The 20,917-nt window shown below is 66.8% G+C and carries 22 protein-coding genes and 3 tRNA genes; 13 read left to right on the plus strand and 12 right to left on the minus strand.

Going from position 1 to position 20,917, the window contains the following annotated elements; all coding sequences use genetic code 11:
• Nucleotides 1-35 precede the first annotated feature (35 nt).
• The 5 genes from serS to E3O54_RS04060 all read left to right on the plus strand — a co-directional run bounded on the left by serS (nt 36) and on the right by E3O54_RS04060 (nt 3,785).
• Nucleotides 36-1,304, plus strand: a complete 1,269-nt coding sequence (gene serS / locus E3O54_RS04040; protein ID WP_134400991.1) for a serine--tRNA ligase — start codon at nt 36-38, stop codon at nt 1,302-1,304.
• Nucleotides 1,301-2,113: an HAD family hydrolase gene (locus E3O54_RS04045; RefSeq protein WP_104099895.1), complete on the plus strand. Its 813-nt coding sequence runs from the start codon at nt 1,301-1,303 to the stop codon at nt 2,111-2,113. Before serS ends, E3O54_RS04045 begins: the two co-directional genes overlap by 4 nt.
• 121 nt (nt 2,114-2,234) lie before the next feature.
• Nucleotides 2,235-2,319, plus strand: a tRNA-Ser gene (locus tag E3O54_RS04050).
• Between the two features lie 41 nt (nt 2,320-2,360).
• On the plus strand, nt 2,361-3,605 hold the full coding sequence (locus E3O54_RS04055; RefSeq protein WP_104099894.1) for an LCP family protein: 1,245 nt from the start codon (nt 2,361-2,363) through the stop codon (nt 3,603-3,605).
• Nucleotides 3,606-3,694: 89 nt separating this feature from the next.
• Nucleotides 3,695-3,785 (plus strand) — tRNA-Ser (locus tag E3O54_RS04060).
• A gap of 138 nt (nt 3,786-3,923) precedes the next feature.
• On the opposite strand, the gene E3O54_RS04065 is transcribed toward E3O54_RS04060, so the two are convergent.
• The 4 genes from E3O54_RS04065 to E3O54_RS04085 all read right to left on the minus strand — a co-directional run bounded on the left by E3O54_RS04065 (nt 3,924) and on the right by E3O54_RS04085 (nt 7,550).
• Nucleotides 3,924-5,474, minus strand: a complete 1,551-nt coding sequence (locus E3O54_RS04065; RefSeq protein ID WP_166805192.1) for an HNH endonuclease signature motif containing protein — start codon at nt 5,472-5,474, stop codon at nt 3,924-3,926.
• Nucleotides 5,475-5,769: 295 nt separating this feature from the next.
• Entirely contained in the window at nt 5,770-6,489 is a 720-nt protein-coding gene (locus E3O54_RS04070) for a carboxylesterase family protein (RefSeq protein ID WP_166785395.1), read from the minus strand.
• Between the two features lie 111 nt (nt 6,490-6,600).
• The gene (locus E3O54_RS17275) at nt 6,601-6,753 is read right to left on the minus strand and encodes a carboxylesterase family protein (protein ID WP_134342576.1); all 153 of its coding nucleotides are present in this window, start codon (nt 6,751-6,753) and stop codon (nt 6,601-6,603) included.
• Between the two features lie 62 nt (nt 6,754-6,815).
• Nucleotides 6,816-7,550: a flavodoxin family protein gene (locus E3O54_RS04085; RefSeq protein ID WP_104099160.1), complete on the minus strand. Its 735-nt coding sequence runs from the start codon at nt 7,548-7,550 to the stop codon at nt 6,816-6,818.
• A 105-nt stretch (nt 7,551-7,655) separates the two neighbouring features.
• Between E3O54_RS04085 and E3O54_RS04090 the strand changes: the two genes are divergently transcribed.
• The 4 genes from E3O54_RS04090 (at nt 7,656) to E3O54_RS04105 (ending at nt 11,555) form a co-directional block, all read left to right on the plus strand.
• Nucleotides 7,656-9,026, plus strand: coding sequence for an MFS transporter (locus E3O54_RS04090; RefSeq protein WP_134400994.1), 1,371 nt, complete (start codon nt 7,656-7,658; stop codon nt 9,024-9,026).
• A 48-nt stretch (nt 9,027-9,074) separates the two neighbouring features.
• Nucleotides 9,075-9,147: transfer RNA gene (locus tag E3O54_RS04095), tRNA-Arg, on the plus strand.
• 108 nt (nt 9,148-9,255) lie between these two features.
• A complete protein-coding gene (locus E3O54_RS04100) occupies nt 9,256-10,098 on the plus strand; it encodes a UbiA family prenyltransferase (protein ID WP_104099158.1) in 843 nt (280 codons plus the stop codon).
• Nucleotides 10,095-11,555 (plus strand): NAD(P)/FAD-dependent oxidoreductase, encoded by a 1,461-nt coding sequence (locus E3O54_RS04105; protein WP_134400995.1) that lies wholly within the window; start codon nt 10,095-10,097, stop codon nt 11,553-11,555. Before E3O54_RS04100 ends, E3O54_RS04105 begins: the two co-directional genes overlap by 4 nt.
• Nucleotides 11,556-11,876: 321 nt before the next feature.
• On the opposite strand, the gene E3O54_RS04110 is transcribed toward E3O54_RS04105, so the two are convergent.
• From E3O54_RS04110 to upp, 4 genes are all read right to left on the minus strand, one after another.
• Nucleotides 11,877-12,068, minus strand: coding sequence for a DUF1918 domain-containing protein (locus tag E3O54_RS04110; RefSeq protein WP_134400996.1), 192 nt, complete (start codon nt 12,066-12,068; stop codon nt 11,877-11,879).
• Nucleotides 12,069-12,179: 111 nt separating this feature from the next.
• Nucleotides 12,180-12,659 (minus strand): MarR family winged helix-turn-helix transcriptional regulator, encoded by a 480-nt coding sequence (locus tag E3O54_RS04115; protein ID WP_134400997.1) that lies wholly within the window; start codon nt 12,657-12,659, stop codon nt 12,180-12,182.
• A 467-nt stretch (nt 12,660-13,126) separates the two neighbouring features.
• Complete coding sequence (locus tag E3O54_RS04120) at nt 13,127-13,831, minus strand: winged helix-turn-helix domain-containing protein (RefSeq protein WP_134400998.1); 705 nt, start codon at nt 13,829-13,831, stop codon at nt 13,127-13,129.
• A gap of 518 nt (nt 13,832-14,349) precedes the next feature.
• On the minus strand, nt 14,350-14,982 hold the full coding sequence (gene upp, locus E3O54_RS04125; RefSeq protein ID WP_104100677.1) for a uracil phosphoribosyltransferase: 633 nt from the start codon (nt 14,980-14,982) through the stop codon (nt 14,350-14,352).
• A gap of 34 nt (nt 14,983-15,016) precedes the next feature.
• Between upp and tadA the strand changes: the two genes are divergently transcribed.
• Nucleotides 15,017-15,496, plus strand: a complete 480-nt coding sequence (gene tadA / locus E3O54_RS04130) for a tRNA adenosine(34) deaminase TadA (RefSeq protein ID WP_104100678.1) — start codon at nt 15,017-15,019, stop codon at nt 15,494-15,496.
• Here the strand turns inward: tadA and E3O54_RS04135 are convergent.
• Nucleotides 15,453-16,166 carry a glutamine amidotransferase gene (locus E3O54_RS04135; RefSeq protein WP_104100679.1) on the minus strand — a complete coding sequence of 238 codons (714 nt, stop codon included), beginning with the start codon at nt 16,164-16,166 and terminating at the stop codon, nt 15,453-15,455. The two genes, tadA and E3O54_RS04135, sit on opposite strands and share 44 nt — an antisense overlap.
• On the minus strand, nt 16,163-17,125 hold the full coding sequence (locus tag E3O54_RS04140; protein WP_104100680.1) for a cation diffusion facilitator family transporter: 963 nt from the start codon (nt 17,123-17,125) through the stop codon (nt 16,163-16,165). The genes E3O54_RS04135 and E3O54_RS04140 overlap by 4 nt, the downstream gene beginning before the upstream one ends.
• 62 nt (nt 17,126-17,187) lie before the next feature.
• On the opposite strand from E3O54_RS04140, the gene proC reads away from it, so the two are divergent.
• On the plus strand, nt 17,188-18,036 hold the full coding sequence (gene proC / locus E3O54_RS04145) for a pyrroline-5-carboxylate reductase (protein ID WP_104100681.1): 849 nt from the start codon (nt 17,188-17,190) through the stop codon (nt 18,034-18,036).
• Nucleotides 18,037-18,064: 28 nt separating this feature from the next.
• Here the strand turns inward: proC and E3O54_RS04150 are convergent, their stop codons facing one another.
• The gene (locus E3O54_RS04150; protein WP_104100682.1) at nt 18,065-18,736 is read right to left on the minus strand and encodes a TrkA family potassium uptake protein; all 672 of its coding nucleotides are present in this window, start codon (nt 18,734-18,736) and stop codon (nt 18,065-18,067) included.
• Nucleotides 18,729-20,159, minus strand: coding sequence for a TrkH family potassium uptake protein (locus tag E3O54_RS04155; RefSeq protein WP_104100683.1), 1,431 nt, complete (start codon nt 20,157-20,159; stop codon nt 18,729-18,731). Before E3O54_RS04155 ends, E3O54_RS04150 begins: the two co-directional genes overlap by 8 nt.
• An 86-nt stretch (nt 20,160-20,245) precedes the next feature.
• Here E3O54_RS04155 and E3O54_RS04160 point away from each other — a divergent pair, with 86 nt between their 5' ends.
• Together E3O54_RS04160 and E3O54_RS04165 are read left to right on the plus strand one after the other, a co-directional pair.
• Nucleotides 20,246-20,692: a helix-turn-helix transcriptional regulator gene (locus tag E3O54_RS04160; RefSeq protein ID WP_104100684.1), complete on the plus strand. Its 447-nt coding sequence runs from the start codon at nt 20,246-20,248 to the stop codon at nt 20,690-20,692.
• Nucleotides 20,693-20,815: 123 nt separating this feature from the next.
• Entirely contained in the window at nt 20,816-20,914 is a 99-nt protein-coding gene (locus E3O54_RS04165) for a 30S ribosomal protein bS22 (RefSeq protein WP_003792170.1), read from the plus strand.
• Nucleotides 20,915-20,917: the final 3 nt, after the last annotated feature.

Genomic DNA, 20,917 nt, shown 5'->3' on the forward strand with positions numbered 1-20,917 from the left:
CAAGGTGCCGGACCATGCGCTTGTAGACTGATTCGGTGATTGATCCTGTGCTGCTGCGAGAGAATCCTGACCTCATCAAGCGTTCGCAGAAAGCGCGCGGTGCGTCGGTCGAGGCGGTCGACGACGCGCTCGCCGCCGACGCGGAGCGTCGCGCCACTATCCGGGCGTTCGAGGCGCTGCGTGCCGCCCAGAACCAGTTCGGCAAGCAAGTGGCCTCCGCGCCTCCCGCGGAGAAGAAGGCCCTCGTCGCCCAGGCACAGAGCCTCGCTGCCGACGTCAAGTCCGCCGCGGCCGCCTCGAGCGAGGCCGAGGCGCTGTTCACCGCGGTCGTGCGCACCCTCGCGAACCCCGTCATCGACGGCGTACCGGCCGGCGGTGAAGAGAACTTCGTCACCCTCCGCACCCATGGCGCCGTGCCCGCCTTCGACTTCGAGCCGCGCGACCACCTCGAGCTGGGCGAACTGCTCGGTGCCATCGACATGGCCCGAGGGGCCAAAGTGTCCGGCGCCCGGTTCTACTTCCTGCGCGGCATCGGCGCCCGCCTCGAGATCGCGCTGATGAACATGGCGCTCGACCGGGCGCTGGCGGCCGGCTTCATCCCCCTGATCACGCCCACCCTGGTGCGGCCCGAGATCATGGACGGCACCGGGTTCCTCGGCGAGCACGCCGACGAGGTCTACTTCCTCCCCGCCGACGACCTCTACCTCACCGGCACCAGCGAGGTCGCGCTCGCCGGCTACCACTCGGACGAGATCCTGGACCTGTCCGGCGGACCGCTCCGCTACGCCGGCTGGTCCACCTGCTATCGGCGCGAGGCCGGTTCGGGCGGCAAGGACACCCGCGGCATCATCCGGGTGCACCAGTTCAACAAGCTGGAGATGTTCACCTACGTGCTGCCGGAGAATGCCGAGGCCGAGCACGACCGCCTCGTCGCCCTGCAGGAGGACATGCTCCAGGCGCTCGGCCTCAGCTACCGCGTCATCGACGTGGCCGCCGGCGACCTCGGCTCCAGCGCCGCCCGCAAGTTCGACATCGAGGCGTGGGTCCCCACCCAGAACGCCTACCGCGAACTGACCAGCACGAGCAACTGCACGACCTACCAGGCGCGCCGGCTCGATATCCGTTACCGCACCGAGTCGGGCAAGACCACGCCGGTCGCAACCCTCAACGGCACCCTGGCGACGACCCGCTGGATTGTGGCCCTGCTCGAAACGCACCAACAGGCGGATGGCTCGGTACTCATGCCCGAGGCGCTGCGCCCCTGGCTGGGCGGCCTCGACGTCATTCGGCCGGTGGGCGCATGACGACGCCGACGGATGCCCCCTGGCTGGTGGCCCTCGACATCGACGGCACCACCATGCACGAGAACGGCACGATCAGCGACGGCGTCCTCGACCAGGTGCGGCGGCTCGCCGCGGCCGGTCATGAGGTCATGCTCGCCACCGGGCGCTCGTCCGCCACCACGCTCCCCGTGCTCGAGCGCCTGGACATCACCCCGCGCTTCGTGGTCTGCTCGAACGGTGCGATCACCCTGCACCGCGACCCGGCTTCCCCCACCGGGTACCGGCGCGAATGGGTCGAGACCTTCGATCCGACCGATGTGTTGATGCAGATCCGCTCGCACCTGGTCGGTGCCAGGTACGCCGTCGAAGACGAGCGCGGCTTCTACCGCTACACGGAGCCGTTCCCGGATGCCACGATCGGGCTGGATAGCGAGCACGTCGAGTTCGACGATCTGCTGCGCCAGGACGCCACCCGGGTGGTCGTCATCTCGCCTGACCACGACATGGAGGATTTTCTTCAGATCGTCGACCGGATGGGGCTGAACCGGGTGAGCTACGCGATCGGCTGGACTGCCTGGCTCGATATCGCCCCCGACGGCGTGAACAAGGCCACCGCCATGGAGCGGGTGCGCGCCGAGTTCGGGATTCCGCGGAGCCGCGTGATGGCCGTCGGCGACGGGCGCAACGACATCGAGATGCTGCAGTGGGCGTCGGTCCAGGGTCGGGGAGTAGCCATGGGGCAGGCTCCGCACGAGGTGCTCGCGGCGGCCGGCGAGATCACCGGCGCCGTTCACGAAGATGGGCTCGCGCTCGTTCTGAGCAGCCTGTAGGCGGTGCCCAGCCCGCTGCCAGCATCCTCTGGCACTGTGGTGAGCCTGCAAGCGGCTAGAATCGGTCGGTATTCGTTAGTCCGCGACCGCGTGTTATACCAGCACCGCGGGCAGCGAACCGGGAGGGCTGTCCGAGCGGCCGATGGAGCCAGTCTTGAAAACTGGTGGGCAGAGATGTCTCGTGGGTTCGAATCCCACGCCCTCCGCACCTCGATTCTGCACGACCTGCACAAACGAAGGGACCTGAGTGAGCGACGAATTACGCCCCCGCTCGACACGATCGAAGAAGCTCAGTACCATCGCCCGCCATGGCCGGCTGCGCCGCTCCAACCCGTTCGTGACCGTGGCCAAGGTGCTCGCCGCGTCACTGGCCGTGCTGCTCGTGAGTGGTGCATCCGTCGCCGCGATCGCGACCTACGATGTCGCGTCGAGTGTGCAGGAGAGCGTGCCCCTGGCCAACGAGACCGAGGGTCCCGCCCCCAAGATCGATGCGATCCCGGGCGGCGTGAACCTGCTGGTGGTCGGCAGTGACAGCCGAAAGGGTCAGGATGCCTCGTTCGGGCCGGAGGATTCCACCGGCGACCTCAACGATGTCACCATGCTGCTGCACATCTCCGAAGACCACACCAACGCCTCCGTGATCAGCTTCCCCCGGGACATGTACGTTCCCATCCCCGAGTGCCCGGACCCTGCCGGCGGCACCTTCGACGCGATGAGCAGCCAGAAAATCAACACCACGCTCACCTACGGTGGCCTGGCTTGCACCGTGCTCACGGTCGAGAAGCTCACCGGTTTGAGCATCCCCTATGCGGCAGAGGTGCAGTTCGACGGCGTCATGGCCATGTCGACGGCCGTCGGCGGCGTGCCGGTCTGTGTCGCCGAAGACATCGAAGACGAGTACACGAACACCTACCTTCCGGCCGGAATGCACACGCTCGAGGGTCTGGAGGCGCTGCAGTTCCTGCGCACCCGCCATGGCGTCGGCGACGGCAGCGACCTGACGCGGATCAGCAACCAGCAGGTGTTCCTGTCCTCCCTCGTACGAACCGTGAAGAGTGCGTCCACACTCTCCGATCCCGTCAAGGTGTACTCGCTGGCCAAGGCCGTCACGGCCAACATGAACCTGTCCACGAGTCTCAACGACGTCTCCACCCTGGCGTCGATCGCCGTGGCCCTGAAGGACATCGACCTCAGCAAGGTGGTCTTCGTGCAGGCCCCGACCGGCAATGTTGACGGCGGCGTGGAACCGATCCAGCCGGACTTCGACGACCTGTTCACCGCCGTCGAAGATGACGACTCGCTCCAATTGGCCGGAGACCCGGCTGCGGAGGACCCGGCTGCGATCCCGGATCCCGATGCCACGACCGATCCGGCCGCACCGGTCCCGGATCCGGCCGCGACGCCCCCGACCGCAGTGCTTTCCGATTCAGTCCAGGGCCAGACCGCCGGAGACGTCACCTGCTCTGCAGGCCGGTCGCTCGAGGACCAGTAGCCTCCGGGCGGCGCCCGCAGTCCTCGGTTCGTGCGGATGCCGTCAGTACCGTTATGCTTGCCTACGTGGGTTTGCGCTGCAGACACCAAGGAGACGTCGCATAGTACGGCTTAGTGCACCACCCTGCTAAGGTGGAGTACCCTTCACGGGGTACCGTGGGTTCAAATCCCACCGTCTCCGCGCTTCTCGTTCCTCCGCATCCCGGTTTTTCTCACTGGGTGCGGGGGTTTTTCTGTCCCGGAACGCACCTGTGACTTGATTCCGGAGGCTCTAACCAACGTCCGTGTCTGAGCCATTTGGTGACCCGATCCCGAAAAATCACGCCAACGTTGGTTGAGCCTGTCGAGCCCCCAACCGGTCCCCTCCCGCAGGTCGCCAGGTGCGGGTGGGGTCGTAGCAGTAGGGTGCCCGGACTTGGGGTGTGCCGCGGATCATGCGGATGTTCCAGCCGGAGGTGTCGATGCTGTGGTGGTGGTACCAGCACAACAGGACCCCGTTGTCGATCTTGGTTTTTCCGCCGCGGTGCCAGGGGGTGACGTGGTGTACTTCGCACCAGGCGGCGGGCACGGTGCAGCCGGGGATGGTGCAGCCGCCGTCGCGGGCGGCGATGGCGCGGCGTTGGGCCCGGTTGAAGAAACGATTCTCGGTGCTGAGGCTGAGGACCTCGTTGTGCGGCCCGAACCGGATCTCCTGAAATCCGCCGGCGCAGAGCGCCTGCTTCACACTTGTCAGCGAGATCGGCGCTTCGACGCCGTCGATCCAACCCACCCCATGGTCGGCGGTAAGGTCGGCCTGGTTGACGTGGATCATGACGGTGGGGGCGGCGCCGCCCATGGTCGGGGTCCCCGCGTCACGGGTGGCGGCTTCGAACACACCACGGAGGATGTCGGCGCGTTTCTGACCACCGTTACGGTCGTCGCTGAGGGCCGCGGCCTCCGCCCCCGGGATCAGCTGCCCGGCCGCCATGCGCGCCTGTTCTTCTTCGGTCGGAAACTTGGGCGCCGCGTGAGCGGAGAGGTACGTGTCGAAGATGGCGTTCATGATGCCGCGGAGCTCCGGCGTGACTCCGCCGCGGAGCGGGTAGAGGCCGTCGCGGAAGAGCCCGAACCCGACAGTGCTGCGGGCCTCGGCGACGGGCTCGTTGGGGGCGGTGCCGTCGGGATCGAGGCGAGCCTGCCACTGGCTGGCCATGCCCCGCACCAGGTCCGCAGGGAACGCGAACCCCTCCCCGGGCAGGCCGCGGGTGTCGTCGGTGACGGCGCCGGTGGCACTGGCCACCAGGGCACGTTCGGCGGTGCCGAGCTCGTCGGGCGCGACCCGGGCCGCGACCTGGTCGAGGGCCGTGACGATGTTCTCGGCCGCGTCCACGCCGAGTTCCCCGGCGGTGAGGGCGTCCGCCACGGCCGGGTAGTAGGGCGGCAACATGCTGGTGCCCGCCCGGCGCGGCGTGACGTTCTCGCCCAGGCGCACCCGCCGGTTCGCCTCCCGGGAAGAGACGCGGCTCAGACGGGTGATCAGATCGATGCCGCTGCTGGCCCCGTTCTTATACGCCAGGGACTCATGGCCCAGGATGCGGCGGGACCGCACCGAAATGTCAGCGGCGGAGGCGACCCTGGCCGCATCGACCCGGCGGCCGAGGTCTTCGACCGTGCCCAGCACCATCATCGCGTCCGCCTCGCCCAGGAGCGAGAAAGACACCGAGTCGAGCACGGCCGCGGCCAGATCACGGGCCTGCTGCAGCTGCTGCACGAGGGGTGATTGTGCACGGGGTGACTGTGCACGGGGTGCCTGCGCGAGGGGTGCCTGCGCGAGGGAAGGCACCGCCTGCGGTGAGGCGGTGGGGTGGTGCGGAGTGGGGGCTCCAGCCATACCGTAATAGTAGATGTGTACTAATGATAAGTCAATAGGTTCTGCATGAGTATAGAAAGTAATTCGGTCGGCGCGGTGCCGTGGTTGGCCGACCACGTGCATCCGTCGGTGCGCGCCTCAGGCACCGCGGGCTCCCTAACGAATTCGACGGAGATTTTACCGATTTCGAGCCCAAACGGATGTTCTGGGCCGGTTCTGAGCAAAATCTCCGTCGAATTCGTTCGGCCGGGGGCCGGCGCAGGAATGCCGGGGAGCTCAACCGGGGAGCTCAACTGGGGAGCTCACGCCGACGGGCTCAACCGCCGCTACCCGCTAGAAGTTCGGCAGGAACTCCTGCCAGACCGCCCGCCGCTCTCCTCGCGGATCCGGTTCGATGCGACCGACCTCGTCTCAGAGTCAGCCGGTCGGTTTCCGAGTAGGTCGGCCAGGTGTCGTCGGGCCGCCTTGTGCAGGCGAAGCGAAGCCAGTGCAGGCGCATCCGATCGCCCGCGTTGATGAAGAGTTCCCGCCCGCCGAGCAGGGTCATGGCCCGGGCCGTGGGGCCGTCGACGTGGTCGAACAGGGCGAACAGCTCGATTCCGTGTGTGGCGCTGATGCCCAGCGTGTGCTTAAGCCGCGGGACCAGGTCGAACCGGTACGTATAGACCGGCGCGACCCGGGAGTGGAAGTCACCGATCTGCAGGCCCGGATACCAGAACACGAAATCCCCGCCGCAGTCCGACGACGACTGTTTCGCCGGCAGGCTCGCGTAGACGGAGCGCATCGCGTCGTGCGGGCTCACCGGGGCGTGGTCGAAGATGGCCGCGATACGCGTCGGCGACTTCGGCAGGATGTCCACCCGGCCCCGGAACAGCGACCCCTCCCGCTCTTTGGTGCCGATGATCAGCGGCACCCGGTGCGCGGTCCCGTGACGGAAGGCGTCGAGCGGCCGCTCGGGCAGGAAATCCACGTCGATCACCGGGATCAGGCAGAAGGTGCCCGGGCTGGCATCCGGCGTGCGCGCCTGCAGCGCCACGGCCGCCTGGGTCAGGTCGGCTACCGCGGCGGTGGTCAGCGTGGATAAAGACCATCACCGGGCGGCCCAGCCGTCTACGCGACGCCGACGCCGGCCGAAGCACGTTGACACTCAGGCACTCCTCACTGGCCGCGGGGCCCGGAACCGCAGCTCGCCCACGGGTGGCGCAGCGTAGGGGATGCCGCGCCAGGCCGAATGCCATTGTCGTCCACGCCGCGCACGATCCCGCCGGTGACCCGCACCTGCAAGCGGCTCCGCGGGCAGGCCGACGCCACCTCGCGCGGGGTCGCGGTCATGGTGTCCTCACTTCGGGCGCGTCGACGCCGCTATCGGTACTCCGGGTTCGGCTGGAATCCGAACCGCTCGCCCTCGTCCCACTCCGCGCGGAGGTTCCCGTAGGCGGGGATGCCGCCGTTTGCCTTCAGCATTGCGGCCAGGTGCATCAGGTTCCAGGTCATAAAGGTCACGTTGCGGTTCGTGAAGTCACTGTCCGGCCCCCCGGAACCCGGGTCCAGGTAGCTCGGGCCCGGACCGATCGCGCCGATCCAGCCGACGTCGGCCGCCGGCGGAATCGTGAAGCCGATGTGCTGCAAGCTATAGAGCACGTTCGACGCGCAGTGCTTCACGCCGTCCTCGTTGCCGGTGATGACGGCCCCGCCCACCTTGCCGTAGTAGACGTACTGACCCTTGTCGTTCAGCTCCCCCGACATGGCATAGAGCCGTTCGATCACGCGCTTGGTGACCGAGCCGTTGTCGCCGAGCCAGATCGGTCCGCCGATCACGACGATGTCGGAGGCGCGCACCTTGTCGAACAGGGCGGGCCAGGCATCCGTCGCCCAGCCGTGTTCGGTCATGTCGGGGTAGACGCCCGAGGCGATGTCGTGGTCGATGGCCCGGATATTCTCGACGTGGACGCCCTGCTCGTGCATCAGGTTGATGCTGAGGTTCATCAGGCCCTGTGTGTGGCTGATTTCGGGGCTTCGTTTGAGGGTGCAATTGATGAATAGGGCCCGAAGGCCGGCGTATTCGAAGGATGCCTGGGTGTTGCGGATCGCGGTCATGGCGTCAGTTTTGCACCTGCCCCAGACCTCGTCTAGGGCCACACCGGGGCCCGCGCCCTCCGGATCGGGCCTTCGATCGGGCCGCGAGTCGGGTTAACTGGGAGAGTGATTTCCAAAGAGCATCGGGTGTTGATCGTGGCCATTCTGGCGTCGTTCGTGGCGTTCCTGGACGGCTCCATCGTCACGGTCGCGCTGCCGGCGATTTCTCGGGAATTCGGCGGCGGTCTGGTGCTGCAACAATGGGCGGTCGACGGCTACCTGCTGTCATTGGGCGCCCTGATCCTCGTGGCCGGGTCACTCTCGGACACGTTCGGCCGGGTGCGGGTGCTCCGAATCGGACTGGTCTGGTTCGGGATCACCTCGCTGGCGTGCGCGGTCGCACCCTGGGGGAGTGCGCTCGTGCTGGCCCGAGTGCTGCAGGGCGTGGCGGCGGCTCTGCTCGTGCCGAGCTCCCTGGCGCTCATCACCTCGACGTTCTCGGGGGCGGCGCAGGCTCGAGCGATCGGGGCCTGGACCGGCTGGACGGGCATCGCGGGCATCATGGGTCCGGTGCTCGGCGGCATCCTGGTGGACACGCTCAGCTGGCGCCTGATCTTCGGGCTCAACGTGATCCCCATCATGGTTACCCTGGTGCTGCTGGCCGGCCTGGACGAGCCGGTGCGCACCCGTCCGGCGGCCCCCATCGACGCGTGGGGCGCCGGCCTGGCCGCGCTCGGGCTGGGCGGTCCGGTCTTCGCCCTGATCGAGCAGGGGCGGCTGGGCTGGGCCAGCCCGGTCGTGTTCGTGCCGCTTGTCGTCGGGCTGCTGGCCTTCGCGGGGTTCCTCTGGTGGGAGGCGCGCGCGCCGCATCCGATGATGCCCCTGAGCCTGTTCAAGATCCGCAATTTCGGCGTCGGTAACATCGCTACGGTCGGTTTCTACGCCGCCCTCGGCCTCGGTTTCTTCGTGTTCACGCTCTATCTGCAGCAGGTCGGCGGCTTCTCGGCGACCGTAACCGGTTTCGCCGGCATCCCGGCGACCGCCATGCTCCTGCTCTTCGCGACCCTGTTCGGCACCCTGGCCGGCCGCTACGGACCGCGCGCGTTTATGACCGTGGGCCCGATGGTGGCAGGAGCCGGATTCCTGCTGCTACTCGGGGCGGTGCCGCCGATCGCGCTCTGGTCGCAGGTCGTGCCGGCCGTCGTCGTGATCGGCCTCGGCCTGGCCATCACCGTGGCGCCGCTCACTTCCGCGGTCCTCGGCTCCATCCGGCCCGAGCAGGCAGGCATCGGCTCGGCCATCAACAACGCCGTCGCCCGGGTGGCCGGTCTAGTCGCGGTGGCTCTGGCCGGCACGATCATCGGGACTACGCTCGACGTTCCGGGATTCCAGCGCGTGATGGTCGTCGTCGCGGGCTTGATGTTCGCCGGCGGGCTCGCCTCCTGGCTCGGAATCCGCACCTCGGGTCCGGTTCTCGCGCCGGAGCACCCCGAATAACTGCTATAGTTTTCAAGTTGTCAGAGAGTACTTAGCTCTGGGCAGCCTGCGCTCGTAGCTCAACGGATAGAGCATCTGACTACGGATCAGAAGGTTGGGGGTTCGAATCCCTTCGGGCGCACATCTGGACCCCCGCAATCAGCAGATTGCGGGGGTTTCCTGTTTGTCCGAAATGCACGGGCGTCGGCACCCGAAAAAACGCGGTCTCTCGCAGCGATAGAGTGAGAAAGTGCTCACCCGCCTGGTTCAGATCTCCCGACCGGTGCTCTGGGTCAACACCATCGGAACCACCGTCATCGCCATGTGGCTGGTCGGGGATTTGTGGCGGTGGGAGATTGTTCCGCTGCTCCTCTGGGTGACGCTGCCGTTCAACCTGCTGATCTACGGTGTGAACGACATTTTCGACCAGGAAACGGATGCCCGGAACGCCCGCAAGGGTGGCCTCGAGGGGGCCCGCATCCTCGGCTCGGAAACCCGCGCCATCGTGCTCGGAGTCGTGCTGACCAACGCGCCTTTCGTGGCGTATTTCCTCGCTACGTTGCCGGCGGCGGCGCTCGCCTGGATCGCCGCGTACATGGTGATCTTCATCTTCTACTCGGCACCCCCGCTGCGTTTCAAAGCCCGGCGCTACCTCGACTCGCTCAGTAATGCCGCCTACGCTTTCCCGCTGGTCTTCGTGCCTCTCGCCCTCGGCGAGTCACCGGTCTGGGCGGCGGCGATCGGACTCATGGCGTGGAGTGTGGCCAAGCACACCTACGACGCGGTGCAGGACATCGACGAGGATCGTGCAGCCGGAATTCAAACCACTGCCGTTCATCTCGGCGCGCGCGGCTCCGTGGTGTGGAGCGGCGCGTGGTGGGCCCTGTCCACCGCGGGTTTCGCGCTGATCAACTGGCCGGTCGCCGTGGTGAATGCGCTCATCGCCGGCTGGTTGGTGGGGTCGCTGGGGCGCAGCCCCACGCCGATGACGGCCCGCCGAATGTACCGCTACTCGATCGCGTTCCCCTACGTCGCAGGTTCCGTCGCCGGGGCCCAGCTCGTGGCAGTTTTTTTGCTCAAGGAGCTCCTATGACACGATCCCGCAGGAAGACGAACCTGACCCCGCAGCGCATCGTCGTGCTCGGCGCGGGAGTCGGCGGGCTCACGGCCGCCGCGCTGCTGGCCCGCGCCGGCCATTCGGTGACGGTGCTGGAGGGCTCCGACTGGATCGGCGGAAAGAGCCGACGACTCGAAATCGACGGGCAGCACGTGGACACCGGACCGGCGCTGGTCACCTTCCCTCTGGTCTGGGAGGAGCTGCTGGCCCGCTACGACGCGCTCGGCGCCCGCCGCTCTGTTCCCGCCGAAGCCGCCGCGGTGGCCGCGGTGACGTTGCGGAGACTGCCTGAGGTGGGCCGGTACTTCTACCGGGGAGCGGACGCCGTCCTGCCGGTGCCCGCCGGTCACCCGTGGCACGCGGCCTGGACCCGGTTCGAAAAAGAACACGGTGGCCTCGGGCCTCAACTCACGAGCATGCTGACCGCCGACCCGGCCGATCCGGCATCGCTGCCGGCCGTACGCAACGTGTTTCGGCTCTACGGCACCCGCCTGACCACGCGCAGCTTTCTCGACGGCCTGAGCTGGATGCCCGAAGGCCTGCGTGAGGTCATCGCCATCCACACCCTCAATGCCGGTGTCTCTCCCCGGCGGACCCTCGCACTGTATGCGAGCATGCCGGCGATCATGGCCAGGGACGGCGTGTGGGTTCCCGAGGGCGGTGTGAACGAGCTGCCGCTCGCATTGCACCGGCTCGCGTTGAACGCCGGCGCGGTCGTGCGCATTAGCGAGCCCGTCACAGCCGTGTCGAAAGGGCTCGTGACCACGGCGACGACGACGCATCCGGCCGACGTGATCGTGAGCGGGCTCGACCGTGGGGTGCTCGACGGGCTGCTCGGCGTGCCGCCGGTCCGGCCACGGAAGCTGTCCTGCTCCGGCGTGGCCATCTATGCCGTGCTTGAGACCTCGTTGCCGGAGGGCACCGCCACGCATTCCGTGGTGTTGCCCGACGACCCGGCCGCCCTGCACCGCAGTCTCGATGCCGGGGCTGTGCCCGAGCAGACGATGGCCTTCCTGAACTATTACCGGCCGCACGAGGTCTATGCCAACGACCGGGCCACCGTGGCGGTGCTTCTCACCGCGCCCGCTGACGGCCGCCGCTATGACCTCGACAGCCCGTGGGTGGCGCGTGAGGTCGCGCGGGTCAGCGCCGCCGTGGGCCTGGACCGGCCGATCAGCGAGCTGTTCCGTGATCACGTCGTGCTTGATCCGCGGTACTTCGCTGGCTGGGGCTCCACCGGTGGTGCGCTCTACGGCGCCACCAACCCGCTCTGGCAGAGCGGGCCGTTCCACCGCCCCGGGTACACCAGCCGGGCACGCCCGTGGCTGTGGCGGGTGGGGGCATCGGTGCACCCCGGCGGCGGTATACCGGCCGTGCTCGGCGGCGCCATGACAGCGACCCACAAGCTGATCGGCCGCCTCGACGCCCGCTGACCGAGGAGTGACGGCCGCCGGATCAGCGAACGGCCAGGTCCGGCCGAGGCAGATGCGCCGACTCGGGGCGCACATTGGCGCGATCACAGCCGAAGCAGGTCAGCACGTAGACGGGGAGGGCGCGGTGTGCGGCGTGCACCGGGTCCGGCGTCAGGCGAGCTGTCGAGTGGCAAAAAGGACACGTGATTCTCATGGCTGAAGCTCCTGATCTTGTACCCGCCACGATCTGCAACGCGTGTTTCGAAGTTGACTCAGGTGATGTGGGCGCAGTACCCCCTTGACCTGGCCGGATGCGTGTGCCGTACCCTCCGGCATTCTGTGCTAGCGAGGTTCGATGTGCTCGACCATGAAGTCCGTGCCGGGGAACAGGATGCTCTCATGCCCTTCGCTGAACCGCACGAGGTAGGGAGGTTCGCCGTCAAGCCCGCGAACCTCCACGATCTCACCGTGCCGGTCCGGTGCTTCTACCGTCTTTCCTCGGATGACGACCCGGTCTCCCTGTGCTGCATGCATGGGAATTTCCTCCTCGCGGATCACCGTACGCCCGCTCGCGCCCCCTGCACAGGGCAGCGAGACGCGGCGCGCCGGGTTCCGTCAAGGCTGGCGCAACCTGGGCGGTGCAGGTCAGTCCTCGCCATGCAGGCGATCGCAGAGGGCGGTGAGTTGCAGGAGCTCGTCGGTGCCGAGCGTGTCGCCGATGCGGTCGGTGATGGTGCCCATGTGCTGGACAGCGACCCGGCGGAACAGGTCGAAGCCGGCATCCGTCAGTTCGATCAGGGCGCCGCGGCCGTCAGTAGGGTCGGTGTGCTTCCGCACATAGCCCCGTGCGGCCAGTCGGTCGACCAGACGGCTCACGCTCGGCTGGGTCAACAGCACCTGCCGATTCAAATCGCGGAGCCGCAGGCGCCGCCCGGCGGCCCGGGACAGGTTGAACATTACGTCGTACTCGTTGAACGAGATGTCATGAGCCGGAAAATCGGCGGCCAGGCTGCGCATAATGGCAACCTGGGCACGAAACAGTGATTCCCAGGCGGCCACGGCCACGGCTCGATCGGTCACGCTGCCTCCACATATCCTTGATCTCCAAGAATAGGGACTCGGCATCGGGACGCCTCCCCCACTCGTGGGGATTTGAACAAAAAAAGAATGACGAACAAGTGGCGCTTCGTTACGCGTTCGTTATATATTCGAAGTGCGTCAACCGTTTGCTGTGGCGGAAGACGCGAAATGTGATTGCAGGACACTCTTGGTGCAAGGGAAGAGGGCCGGTCGTAGCTACTACGACCGGCCCTCTGTCACGCCATCGCCGTCGAATTGTTTTGCAGCGTCGCTCCCGGAAGGCGAGAACCGACCGCAATTTGTGGATGTTGTTCATCCCGGGCGGAGCGCCGTGCCCGGTGTTGGACCAATTCGACGGAGATTCTGGTCTGAAACTGCTTTTCGGAGTATTGCGGGGACGATTTGGGCAGAATCTCCGTCGAATTCGTTCGAGGAGAGTCGCTGTAAGGCCCCAAAAACCCCAATCGGCGAACCCTCATCGCCCACGGCGGCGGGACTCACACAGCGGGAAGCTAGAAGACGTCCGGGCTCGGCGTGCTCGATTGGCGGATCGACACGTCGGCGTGCCGGTCGAAGCGGTAGCCGACCCCGCGCACGGTGCGCACGATGTCTTCGTAGCGACCGAGCTTGGCGCGCAGGCGACGCACGTGCACGTCGATGGTGCGCTCATTCGGCGCGTCTTCCTCGTCGGAGGCGTTCCACAGCTTGGCGATCAGTTCGGCACGCTCGATGGTGCGGCCTTCGCGGAGCACCAGGTACTGCAGCAGCTCGAATTCCTTGTAGGTGAGCGCCGCGGTCTCGTTGTCGAGGATGACTCGCTTACGGGAGATGTCCACCACGACGCCGCCGAGTGCGCGGTCGGGGTCGTCTGTCACAGTGCGGTGCCGGGCCAGCGCAGTCGGGTCCTGCAGGGCGAGGCGCACGACGTCGACGTCGCGTCCACCGGCTCCGGCGGGCGCCAGTGCGACGGCGGCATGAGTCTCCGCGGTCGGCGCGATGGTTCCGGTGAGGGCTTTGAGCGCCTCGACGATGCGGCTGAGGCTGGTCCCGGCCGCGGCGGCCGTGGCCTCGTCGATGCCGACGTAGAAAACGAAGCCGCGGGCCTGAGTGCCCTCGGGCACGGCGCGGATGCGGGGTGCGGCGGGCGTCGGAACGGCCTGGCGTTCGAGGCGTGCGGCCTGGGCCGAGCGGGCGGTGTCAATGTGGGCAAGCGACATGAGAGTAATCCTTGGCTGGGGTACTGCAGGTGAACCCGACGCTGAGGAGCTGTTCCGGGTTCGAAAAAGTGCGGCCGGTGAGGCCTGGAGGGAGCGAGAGGGGCTCCGGAGTTCAACCAGCCGGCCGCGTGAAGTCAGCGGGGCGGGAACTCGGCGAGGTGTTCGCTGCTTAGCGGGACATTCGGCAACACGCACAGCAGCTGCCGGGCATCACCATGCCGGCAGTCCCGGGGGCCTCGAAGGAGGTCTGGGGGCGTGCGCTCGTTGTCATAGTTGCGAGTAAAGCCCACTGTTACGGCGTGTGTCAATTCTGCAACCAAGGATGACGCCGTGTGACACGCATCACGTTCGGTGGCTCCGCGGTGGATCGGAGAATCCACCGCGGATCGCGAAAGCATGAAAGTTTCCATGATGAAATTTGATTTCATCAAAGATTCTTGAATATGCCGGGTACTGGCGCCCGGCATGTCGCAGGACCTGCGGTGTCCGCCGCCCGACGGAATTGGTGCTCGCTAGAGCTAGACCAAACCGTAGAGGCGGTCGCCGGCGTCACCGAGGCCGGGAACGATGTATCCGTGCTCGTCAAGCTTGTCGTCGACGGCACCGAGAACGATGGTCACTTCGCGGCCCTCGAGGGCCTTCTCGACCGCGGCGAGCCCCTCAGGCGCGGCGAGGATGCAGATGGCCGTGACATCGACGGCGCCGCGGTCGAAGAGGAACTGGATGGCTGCGATCAGCGAACCGCCCGTGGCCAGCATCGGGTCGAGCACGAAGCACTGGCGGTCGGAGAGGTCGTCGGGCAGGCGCTCCGCGTAGGTGGCGGGCTGAAGGGTCTCCTCGTTGCGGGCCATGCCGAGGAAGCCGACCTCTGCCGTCGGTAGCAGTTTGACCATGCCCTCGAGCATGCCCAGACCGGCGCGGAGGATCGGCACGACGAGCGGCTTGGGGTCGCTGATCTGCACGCCGCGGGCCTCGGAGACCGGGGTCTGCACGGTCACGTCTTCGACTCGCACGCCGCGGGTCCCCTCATAAGCGAGGAGGGTCATCAGCTCTTCGACAAGTGACCGGAAGATCGGCGACGGCGTGTTCTTGTCTCGGAGTACCGTGAGTTTGTGGGTGATCAGGGGGTGGTCGGCTACGTGGACTCGCATAGGCTCAATCTACTAGTCGGGGAGGGGAACGTAGATGGGCGAGGTCGATCGCCGGCACAGCGAATGGATGCGGCTCGCGCTCTGCGAGGCCCGCGCTGCCCTCGAAACGGGGGATGTGCCCGTCGGTGCGGTGGTGCTGGACCCGTCCGGCCGTGTGATCGGCCGCGGACGCAACGAGCGCGAAGCGCTGCAGGATCCCACCGGCCACGCCGAGATCGTCGCCATCCGTCACGCTGCCGCGTCCCTGGGGGACTGGCACCTGACCGGCTGCACCCTGGTGGTGACGTTGGAGCCCTGCGTGATGTGCGCGGGCGCGATCCTGGCCGCACGGGTGCCGGTCGTGGTTTTCGGCGCGTGGGACGAGAAGGCCGGCGCCTCCGGATCGGTCTACGACGTGCTGCGTGACCGCCGGCTCAATCACCGCGCTGAGGTCTACGCCGAGGTCGACGCTGACGAATGCGGGGAACTGCTCAGGGCGTTCTTCGCGGACCCAGACCGTCGAGCCATTCGCTGAACATGGACCTGGAAGCGTTCTGCATACCGCTGGAGTAACGTTCGCGTTCGCGGCGCAGGTCGCCCACGTCGAAGCCCTCGGCGGCCACCTCCGCCTCCGAGGCCGCCAGCCACACCTCGTGCATCTCCTCGGTGACCTCCGGGTGGAACTGCACGGCCAGCGCCCAGTCTCCGATCCCGAAGGCCTCATTGCCGTACTGGGGGGACCCGGCGAGCCGTGTCACCCCGTCGGGCAGGTCGAACGTGTCGCTGTGCCACTGGAAGACGGGTACGCCGCTGACGTGCCGCAGCGGGGAGGTCGCCCCGGCCTTCGTGGGCTCCACGGAACGGTAGCCGATCTCGTTCGTCGGCCCGCGGTAGACGCGGGAGCCCAGGGCGTTCGCCATCAGCTGCGCACCCAGGCACACGCCGAAGACGGGCAGAGAGGCGCCGAGCCGCTGCGTGAGCAGGTCGATCTCGGCGTGCAGCGCGGGGAACTCGTCGGCCTCGTAGACCCCCATCTCGCCGCCGAGAACGACCAGCAGGTCGGCTTCCCGCGGGTCGAGGGCGCGCACATCCTCCTTGAGCGTGTCGACGTAGCGAATGGAGTAACCGTGCTCCCGCAGCACCGGTTCGAGGTTGCCGAGGTGGATCGTGTCATCGTGGCGCAGGACGACCGCGGTGCGGGTCACTCGCTGCCTTTGATGACGATGGTGTCGGTGGGCGGCGTGCGGCGGTTGGGGTCGAAGAACAGGTCCGGCTCGAGGTAGATGACGCGGGCCGCCGGCACGGCCTCGCGGATGCGGGTTTCGACGGTGTTGATGCCCGCTGCCACATGGGAGAAATGGCTGTCGGCCTCGAAGGCGATCTTGGCGGCGACGAGCAGTTCGTCCGGGCCGAGGTAAAGGGTCTTGAGGTGGATGATCTTGCGCGTCTCCGGACCGGCCAGGATGGCACGCTCGATGGCCGCGGCATCCGTTTTACCGGCGCCTTCGCCGACGAGGAGGCTCTTGGTCTCTACGCCGAGGACCACGGCGACCAGGACGAGCAGTACGCCGATGAACAGGGTGCCGATGGCGTCCCAGACGGGCTCGCCGGTGATGATGGTGAGGCCGACGGCGAGGAAGGCGAAGACCAGGCCGGCGAGAGCGGCGATGTCTTCGAGCAGCACGACGGGCAAGTCGGGCGCCTTCGCGTGCCGCACGAACTGCACCCAGCTTTGGTTGCCGCGCACGAGGTTCGATTCCTGGATGGCGGTGCGAAGTGAGAAGGACTTGAGGCCCATGGCGACCAGCAGCACCACGATGGGCAGCCACGGCACGTCGAGCGGGTGCGGGTCCTGCAGCTTCCGCACACCCTCGTAAAGGGAGAAGACGCCGCCGACGGAGAACAGGATGATCGACACCACGAACGCGTAGACGTAGCGTTCCCGGCCGTAGCCGAACGGATACTCCTTGTCGGCTTCCTGCTTGGCCTTGCGACCGCCGATGAGCAGAAGCACCTGATTTCCGGAGTCGGCCAGGGAGTGCACGCCCTCGGCGAGCATCGAGGAGGAACCGGAGAATGCCCAGGCTACGAATTTCGTGATCGCGATCCCCAGATTGGCGAGGAGTGCCGCCACGATTGCTTTGTTCCCGCCAGAAGTGCTCATGGGGCAATCCTAGAATGCACACCAGACGGACCCGGCACAGGGGGCGAAAGTAGACTCGTCGGATGACTTCGACTGCAACCACCACACTGCCCGCCATCGCGTTCCTCGGCGCCGGATCGATGGCGAGGGCCGTTCTGACCGGGCTGCTGAACCCGAATGTGACCGTTCTGGGCGGCATCCGGGCAACCAACCGCTCCACGGCGAAGGCCGACGAACTCGCAGGAATCCCCGGCGTCACCGCCTGGGCCACCGCCGACGAGCCCACGGCCAACCGCAAGGCCGTTGCCGGCGCGCGCATCGTGATCGTCGCCGTGAAGCCCGTCATGGTCCTCGACCTGCTGGCCGAGATCGCCGACAGTCTCGAACCGGGCACGCTCGTCATCAGTGTCGCCGCCGGCGTCACCATTGCCACGTTCGAGGCGTCGCTGCCCGAATCCGTGTCGGTCATCCGCTCGATGCCGAACACGCCGGCCCTCGTCGGCAAGGCCGTCACCGGGCTGAGCGCCGGCACGCGGTCCAGCGACACCGATCTCGAGCTCGCGAGGTCCCTCTTCGGCACCGTCGGCGACGTCCTGGTCGTGCCGGAGGAGAAGCTCGATGCCCTCAGCACCATCTCCGGGTCAGGTCCGGCCTACGTTTTCTACCTGATCGAGCAGCTCACCGCCACGGCGATCGCCAAGGGTTTCACCCCGGAGGAGGCCGCGGTCATGGTGAACGGCACCTTCCTCGGTGCGACGAGCCTGCTGGTGGCATCCGACCTGTCCCCGACGGAACTGCGCCGCCAGGTCACAAGCCCGAGCGGCACCACCGAGCGTGCCGTGTGGGAGCTGGAAAAGGGCGGGATCAAGGACCTGTTCGACCGGGCGACGGATGCCGCACTCGCCCGGGCCCGCGAACTCGCCGGCCACTAGAACTCCAGGCCATGAGAACTCCAGGCCCCTAGAACTCCAGCGACGCGAACCGCTCGATGTCGGACTCGGTGCCGGAGACGATGATCAGGTCCTGGTCGGTGATGACCGTCTTCTCGGTGGCGTAGGTGAAGGGGCGGTCGGGGCTCTTCACGCCGACCACGGTGACGTTGTACTTGCGGCGCAGCCCGGATTCGGTCAGGTTCAGGCCCCGGATCGACTTGGGCGGGATCATCTTGACCAGGGCGAAGTCGTCGTCGAATTCGATGAAGTCGAGCAGGCGTCCGGAGACGAGGTGCGCCAGGCGTTCGCCTGCCTGTGCCTCCGGGAAGACGACGTGGTTCACCCCGATGCGCTCGAGGATCGTGCCGTGCGACTTGGAGATCGCTTTCGCCCAGATCTGCGGGATCCCGAGGTCGACCAGATTCGCCGCGATCAGCACACTGGCCTCGACGGACGAGCCGACGGCGCAGACGGCGATCGAGAATTGCTGCGCGCCGATCTGGCGAAGCGCTTCCAGGGAGGTGGCGTCGGCCTGCACCGCGTGCGTGACGCGTTCGGACCACTTCTGCACGAGGACCGCGCTGTCGTCGACGGCGAGCACATCCCGTCCGAGCCGGTCGAGTTGCCCCGCGGTGGCCGCGCCGAACCGGCCGAGGCCGATCACGAGCACCGGTGCGTCGTGTTTGAAGCGGTCAGCCAACGATGGGTCTCTCTTCCGGACGGGAGAACAACTGCCTGCTCTGGCTCGCGGCGAGGGCAGCCGCGAGGGTCACTGTACCAATCCTGCCCATGAACATGGTTGCCGCCAGCACATACACTCCGGCCGGAGGCAGTTCGCCGGTCAGGCCCGTCGACAGGCCGCAGGTGGCGAACGCGGAGATCACATCGAAGAGCACCTGGTCGAACGGCGCGTTGGAGATCTGCAGGATCAGGATGCTGGACACGGCAACCGTCGTGGCGCCCCACAGCACCACGCTGACCGCGAGCCTCAGGATGTCGCTGGGGATCCGGCGGCCGAACGCTTCCATCTGGCTTCGTCCGCTGGCCTCGGCGAAGGCGGCGAGGAAGAGGATGGCAAGGGTCGTCACCTTGATGCCGCCGGCGGTCGACGCGGAGCCGCCGCCGATGAACATCAGCATGTCCGTGGCGAGCAGGCTCGCCCCCTGCAGGTCGCTGATGTCGATGGTCGCGAAGCCGCCGGACCGGGTCATCATCGACAGGAAGAGCGACTGGAAGATCGTGTCGCCCACGTTCAGCGACCCGAACGTCTTCGGGTTGTCGAACTCGAGCGCGATGTACACGGCAACGCCGGCCACGAGCAGCACCACGGTCGTGAAGAGGGTCAGTTTCACGTGCAGCGACCAGCGTCTGGGGCTATGCCAGCCCCGGACGAGGGCGTAGATCACCGGGAAACCCAGGCTGCCGAGGAAGGCGCCCACCATCAAGGCGCTGAGGAACCAGTAGTCGCTGGCGAACGGGGCCAAAGCTCCGACGTTGGGGGAGAAGCCGCTGTTGGTGAACGCCATGGCCGCGTAGTACACGCTCTGCCAGAGCGCCTCGCCGACAGGTGTCCCGACCGCGAGGATACGCGGAAAGAGCAGGATAGCCACGACCAGCTCGATTACGAAGGCGCTGATCGCGACCGTCACGAGCAGGTTGCCGACCTCGCCCAGGCGAACGGCCTGTCCTTCATTGACCGGTCCGGCATGGATGCGGGAGGGGTTTGTGTCACTGGCGGCCATCAGCCGGGCGCGCAGGCCCAGGCGCCGGGAAATGACCATTCCCATCAGGGAGGCGAGGGTCAGCACGCCGACCCCGCCGATATTGACACCGACCACCACCAGGACATTGCCGAAGGCCGACCAGTGCGTGGCCATGTCCACCGTCGCTAGGCCGGTCACGCAGATCACCGACACCGCGGTGAAGAGGGCGTCGTGCAGCGGGGTGACGATGCGGTCTGCCGTGGCGATGGGCAGGGAGAATAGGAGGGTGAACACCAGGACCAGCGCGGTGAAAACGAGGATGGCGAATCGGGACGGCGAGCTGCGGACCAGACCGTCCACTGAGTCTCGCAACCAGGCGTACCAACTGGTGGGACGCGGTGCGAAGGCGGAGTCCGCCATCCGTGTCTGCACTGAAACCTCCGACTTGCTCGCGACGAACGGCCGTCGACATGGTATCCCCCACCGGGAATGAGTAGCCTTGAGGCATGGCAGACATCTTCGGCGTGGTGGCGGATTCGACCCGACGCGAAATTCTACGCATTCTCCTCGAGCGATACAACCAATCGAACACGGCCGGCGGAGAGCTGAGCGTGTCTGACATCGTCGACAAGCTCGGCCTGAGCCAGCCAACCATCTCGAAGCACCTGAAGGTGCTGCGCGAAGCGGGCCTGGTGGGCGTGAGAGAAGCCGGTCAGCACCGGTATTACCATCTTGACTACGCGCCGCTCGAGGAAATCGAAGACTGGCTGATTCCCTTCCTCAGCGTCGACTTCGATGCCACCGCCGAGGAGCCGACCGAGGAGACCGAGGGCTTGAAGGTGGAACAGCGGGCATTCGCCGCGGCCATCGGAAAGGCCTTTGCGGAGACATCATACCAAATGGCGCATGCGGTCAAAGATGCGAAGCCCCGAAAATGGCGGAGAATCGACTAGTCGGCGGCGCTTGAGCGCCCGAATGCGCACACCGCGTCGGAGAGTGTTGTTTTTCCGGTAGACTGATATCTACCGTGTCTGTCGCGAATCCCGCGGCGAAACCAATTCTTTTGTGAGGTCCGTGTGGGTTCTGTAATCAAGAAGCGACGCAAGCGTATGGCGAAGAAGAAGCACCGCAAGCTGCTTCGTAAGACTCGCCACCAGCGTCGCAATAAGAAGTAGACG

This window comes from Cryobacterium sp. TMT2-4 (assembly GCF_004402575.1).
Classification (GTDB): Bacteria; Actinomycetota; Actinomycetes; order Actinomycetales; family Microbacteriaceae; genus Cryobacterium; species Cryobacterium sandaracinum.

Bases quoted from the DNA above. Each gene is read 5' to 3' on its own strand.
- E3O54_RS04045 (WP_104099895.1), top strand. From the start codon at position 1,301: ATGACGACGCCGACGGATGCCCCCTGGCTGGTGGCCCTCGACATCGAC.
- E3O54_RS04065 (WP_166805192.1), bottom strand. From the start codon at position 5,474: ATGGCTGGAGCCCCCACTCCGCACCACCCCACCGCCTCACCGCAGGCG.
- E3O54_RS04085 (WP_104099160.1), bottom strand. From the start codon at position 7,550: ATGACCGCGATCCGCAACACCCAGGCATCCTTCGAATACGCCGGCCTT.
- E3O54_RS04105 (WP_134400995.1), top strand. From the start codon at position 10,095: ATGACACGATCCCGCAGGAAGACGAACCTGACCCCGCAGCGCATCGTC.
- E3O54_RS04110 (WP_134400996.1), bottom strand. From the start codon at position 12,068: ATGCATGCAGCACAGGGAGACCGGGTCGTCATCCGAGGAAAGACGGTA.
- E3O54_RS04115 (WP_134400997.1), bottom strand. From the start codon at position 12,659: ATGCCGAGTCCCTATTCTTGGAGATCAAGGATATGTGGAGGCAGCGTG.
- E3O54_RS04120 (WP_134400998.1), bottom strand. From the start codon at position 13,831: ATGTCGCTTGCCCACATTGACACCGCCCGCTCGGCCCAGGCCGCACGC.
- upp (WP_104100677.1), bottom strand. From the start codon at position 14,982: ATGCGAGTCCACGTAGCCGACCACCCCCTGATCACCCACAAACTCACG.
- tadA (WP_104100678.1), top strand. From the start codon at position 15,017: ATGGGCGAGGTCGATCGCCGGCACAGCGAATGGATGCGGCTCGCGCTC.
- E3O54_RS04140 (WP_104100680.1), bottom strand. From the start codon at position 17,125: ATGAGCACTTCTGGCGGGAACAAAGCAATCGTGGCGGCACTCCTCGCC.
- proC (WP_104100681.1), top strand. From the start codon at position 17,188: ATGACTTCGACTGCAACCACCACACTGCCCGCCATCGCGTTCCTCGGC.
- E3O54_RS04155 (WP_104100683.1), bottom strand. From the start codon at position 20,159: ATGGCGGACTCCGCCTTCGCACCGCGTCCCACCAGTTGGTACGCCTGG.
- E3O54_RS04160 (WP_104100684.1), top strand. From the start codon at position 20,246: ATGGCAGACATCTTCGGCGTGGTGGCGGATTCGACCCGACGCGAAATT.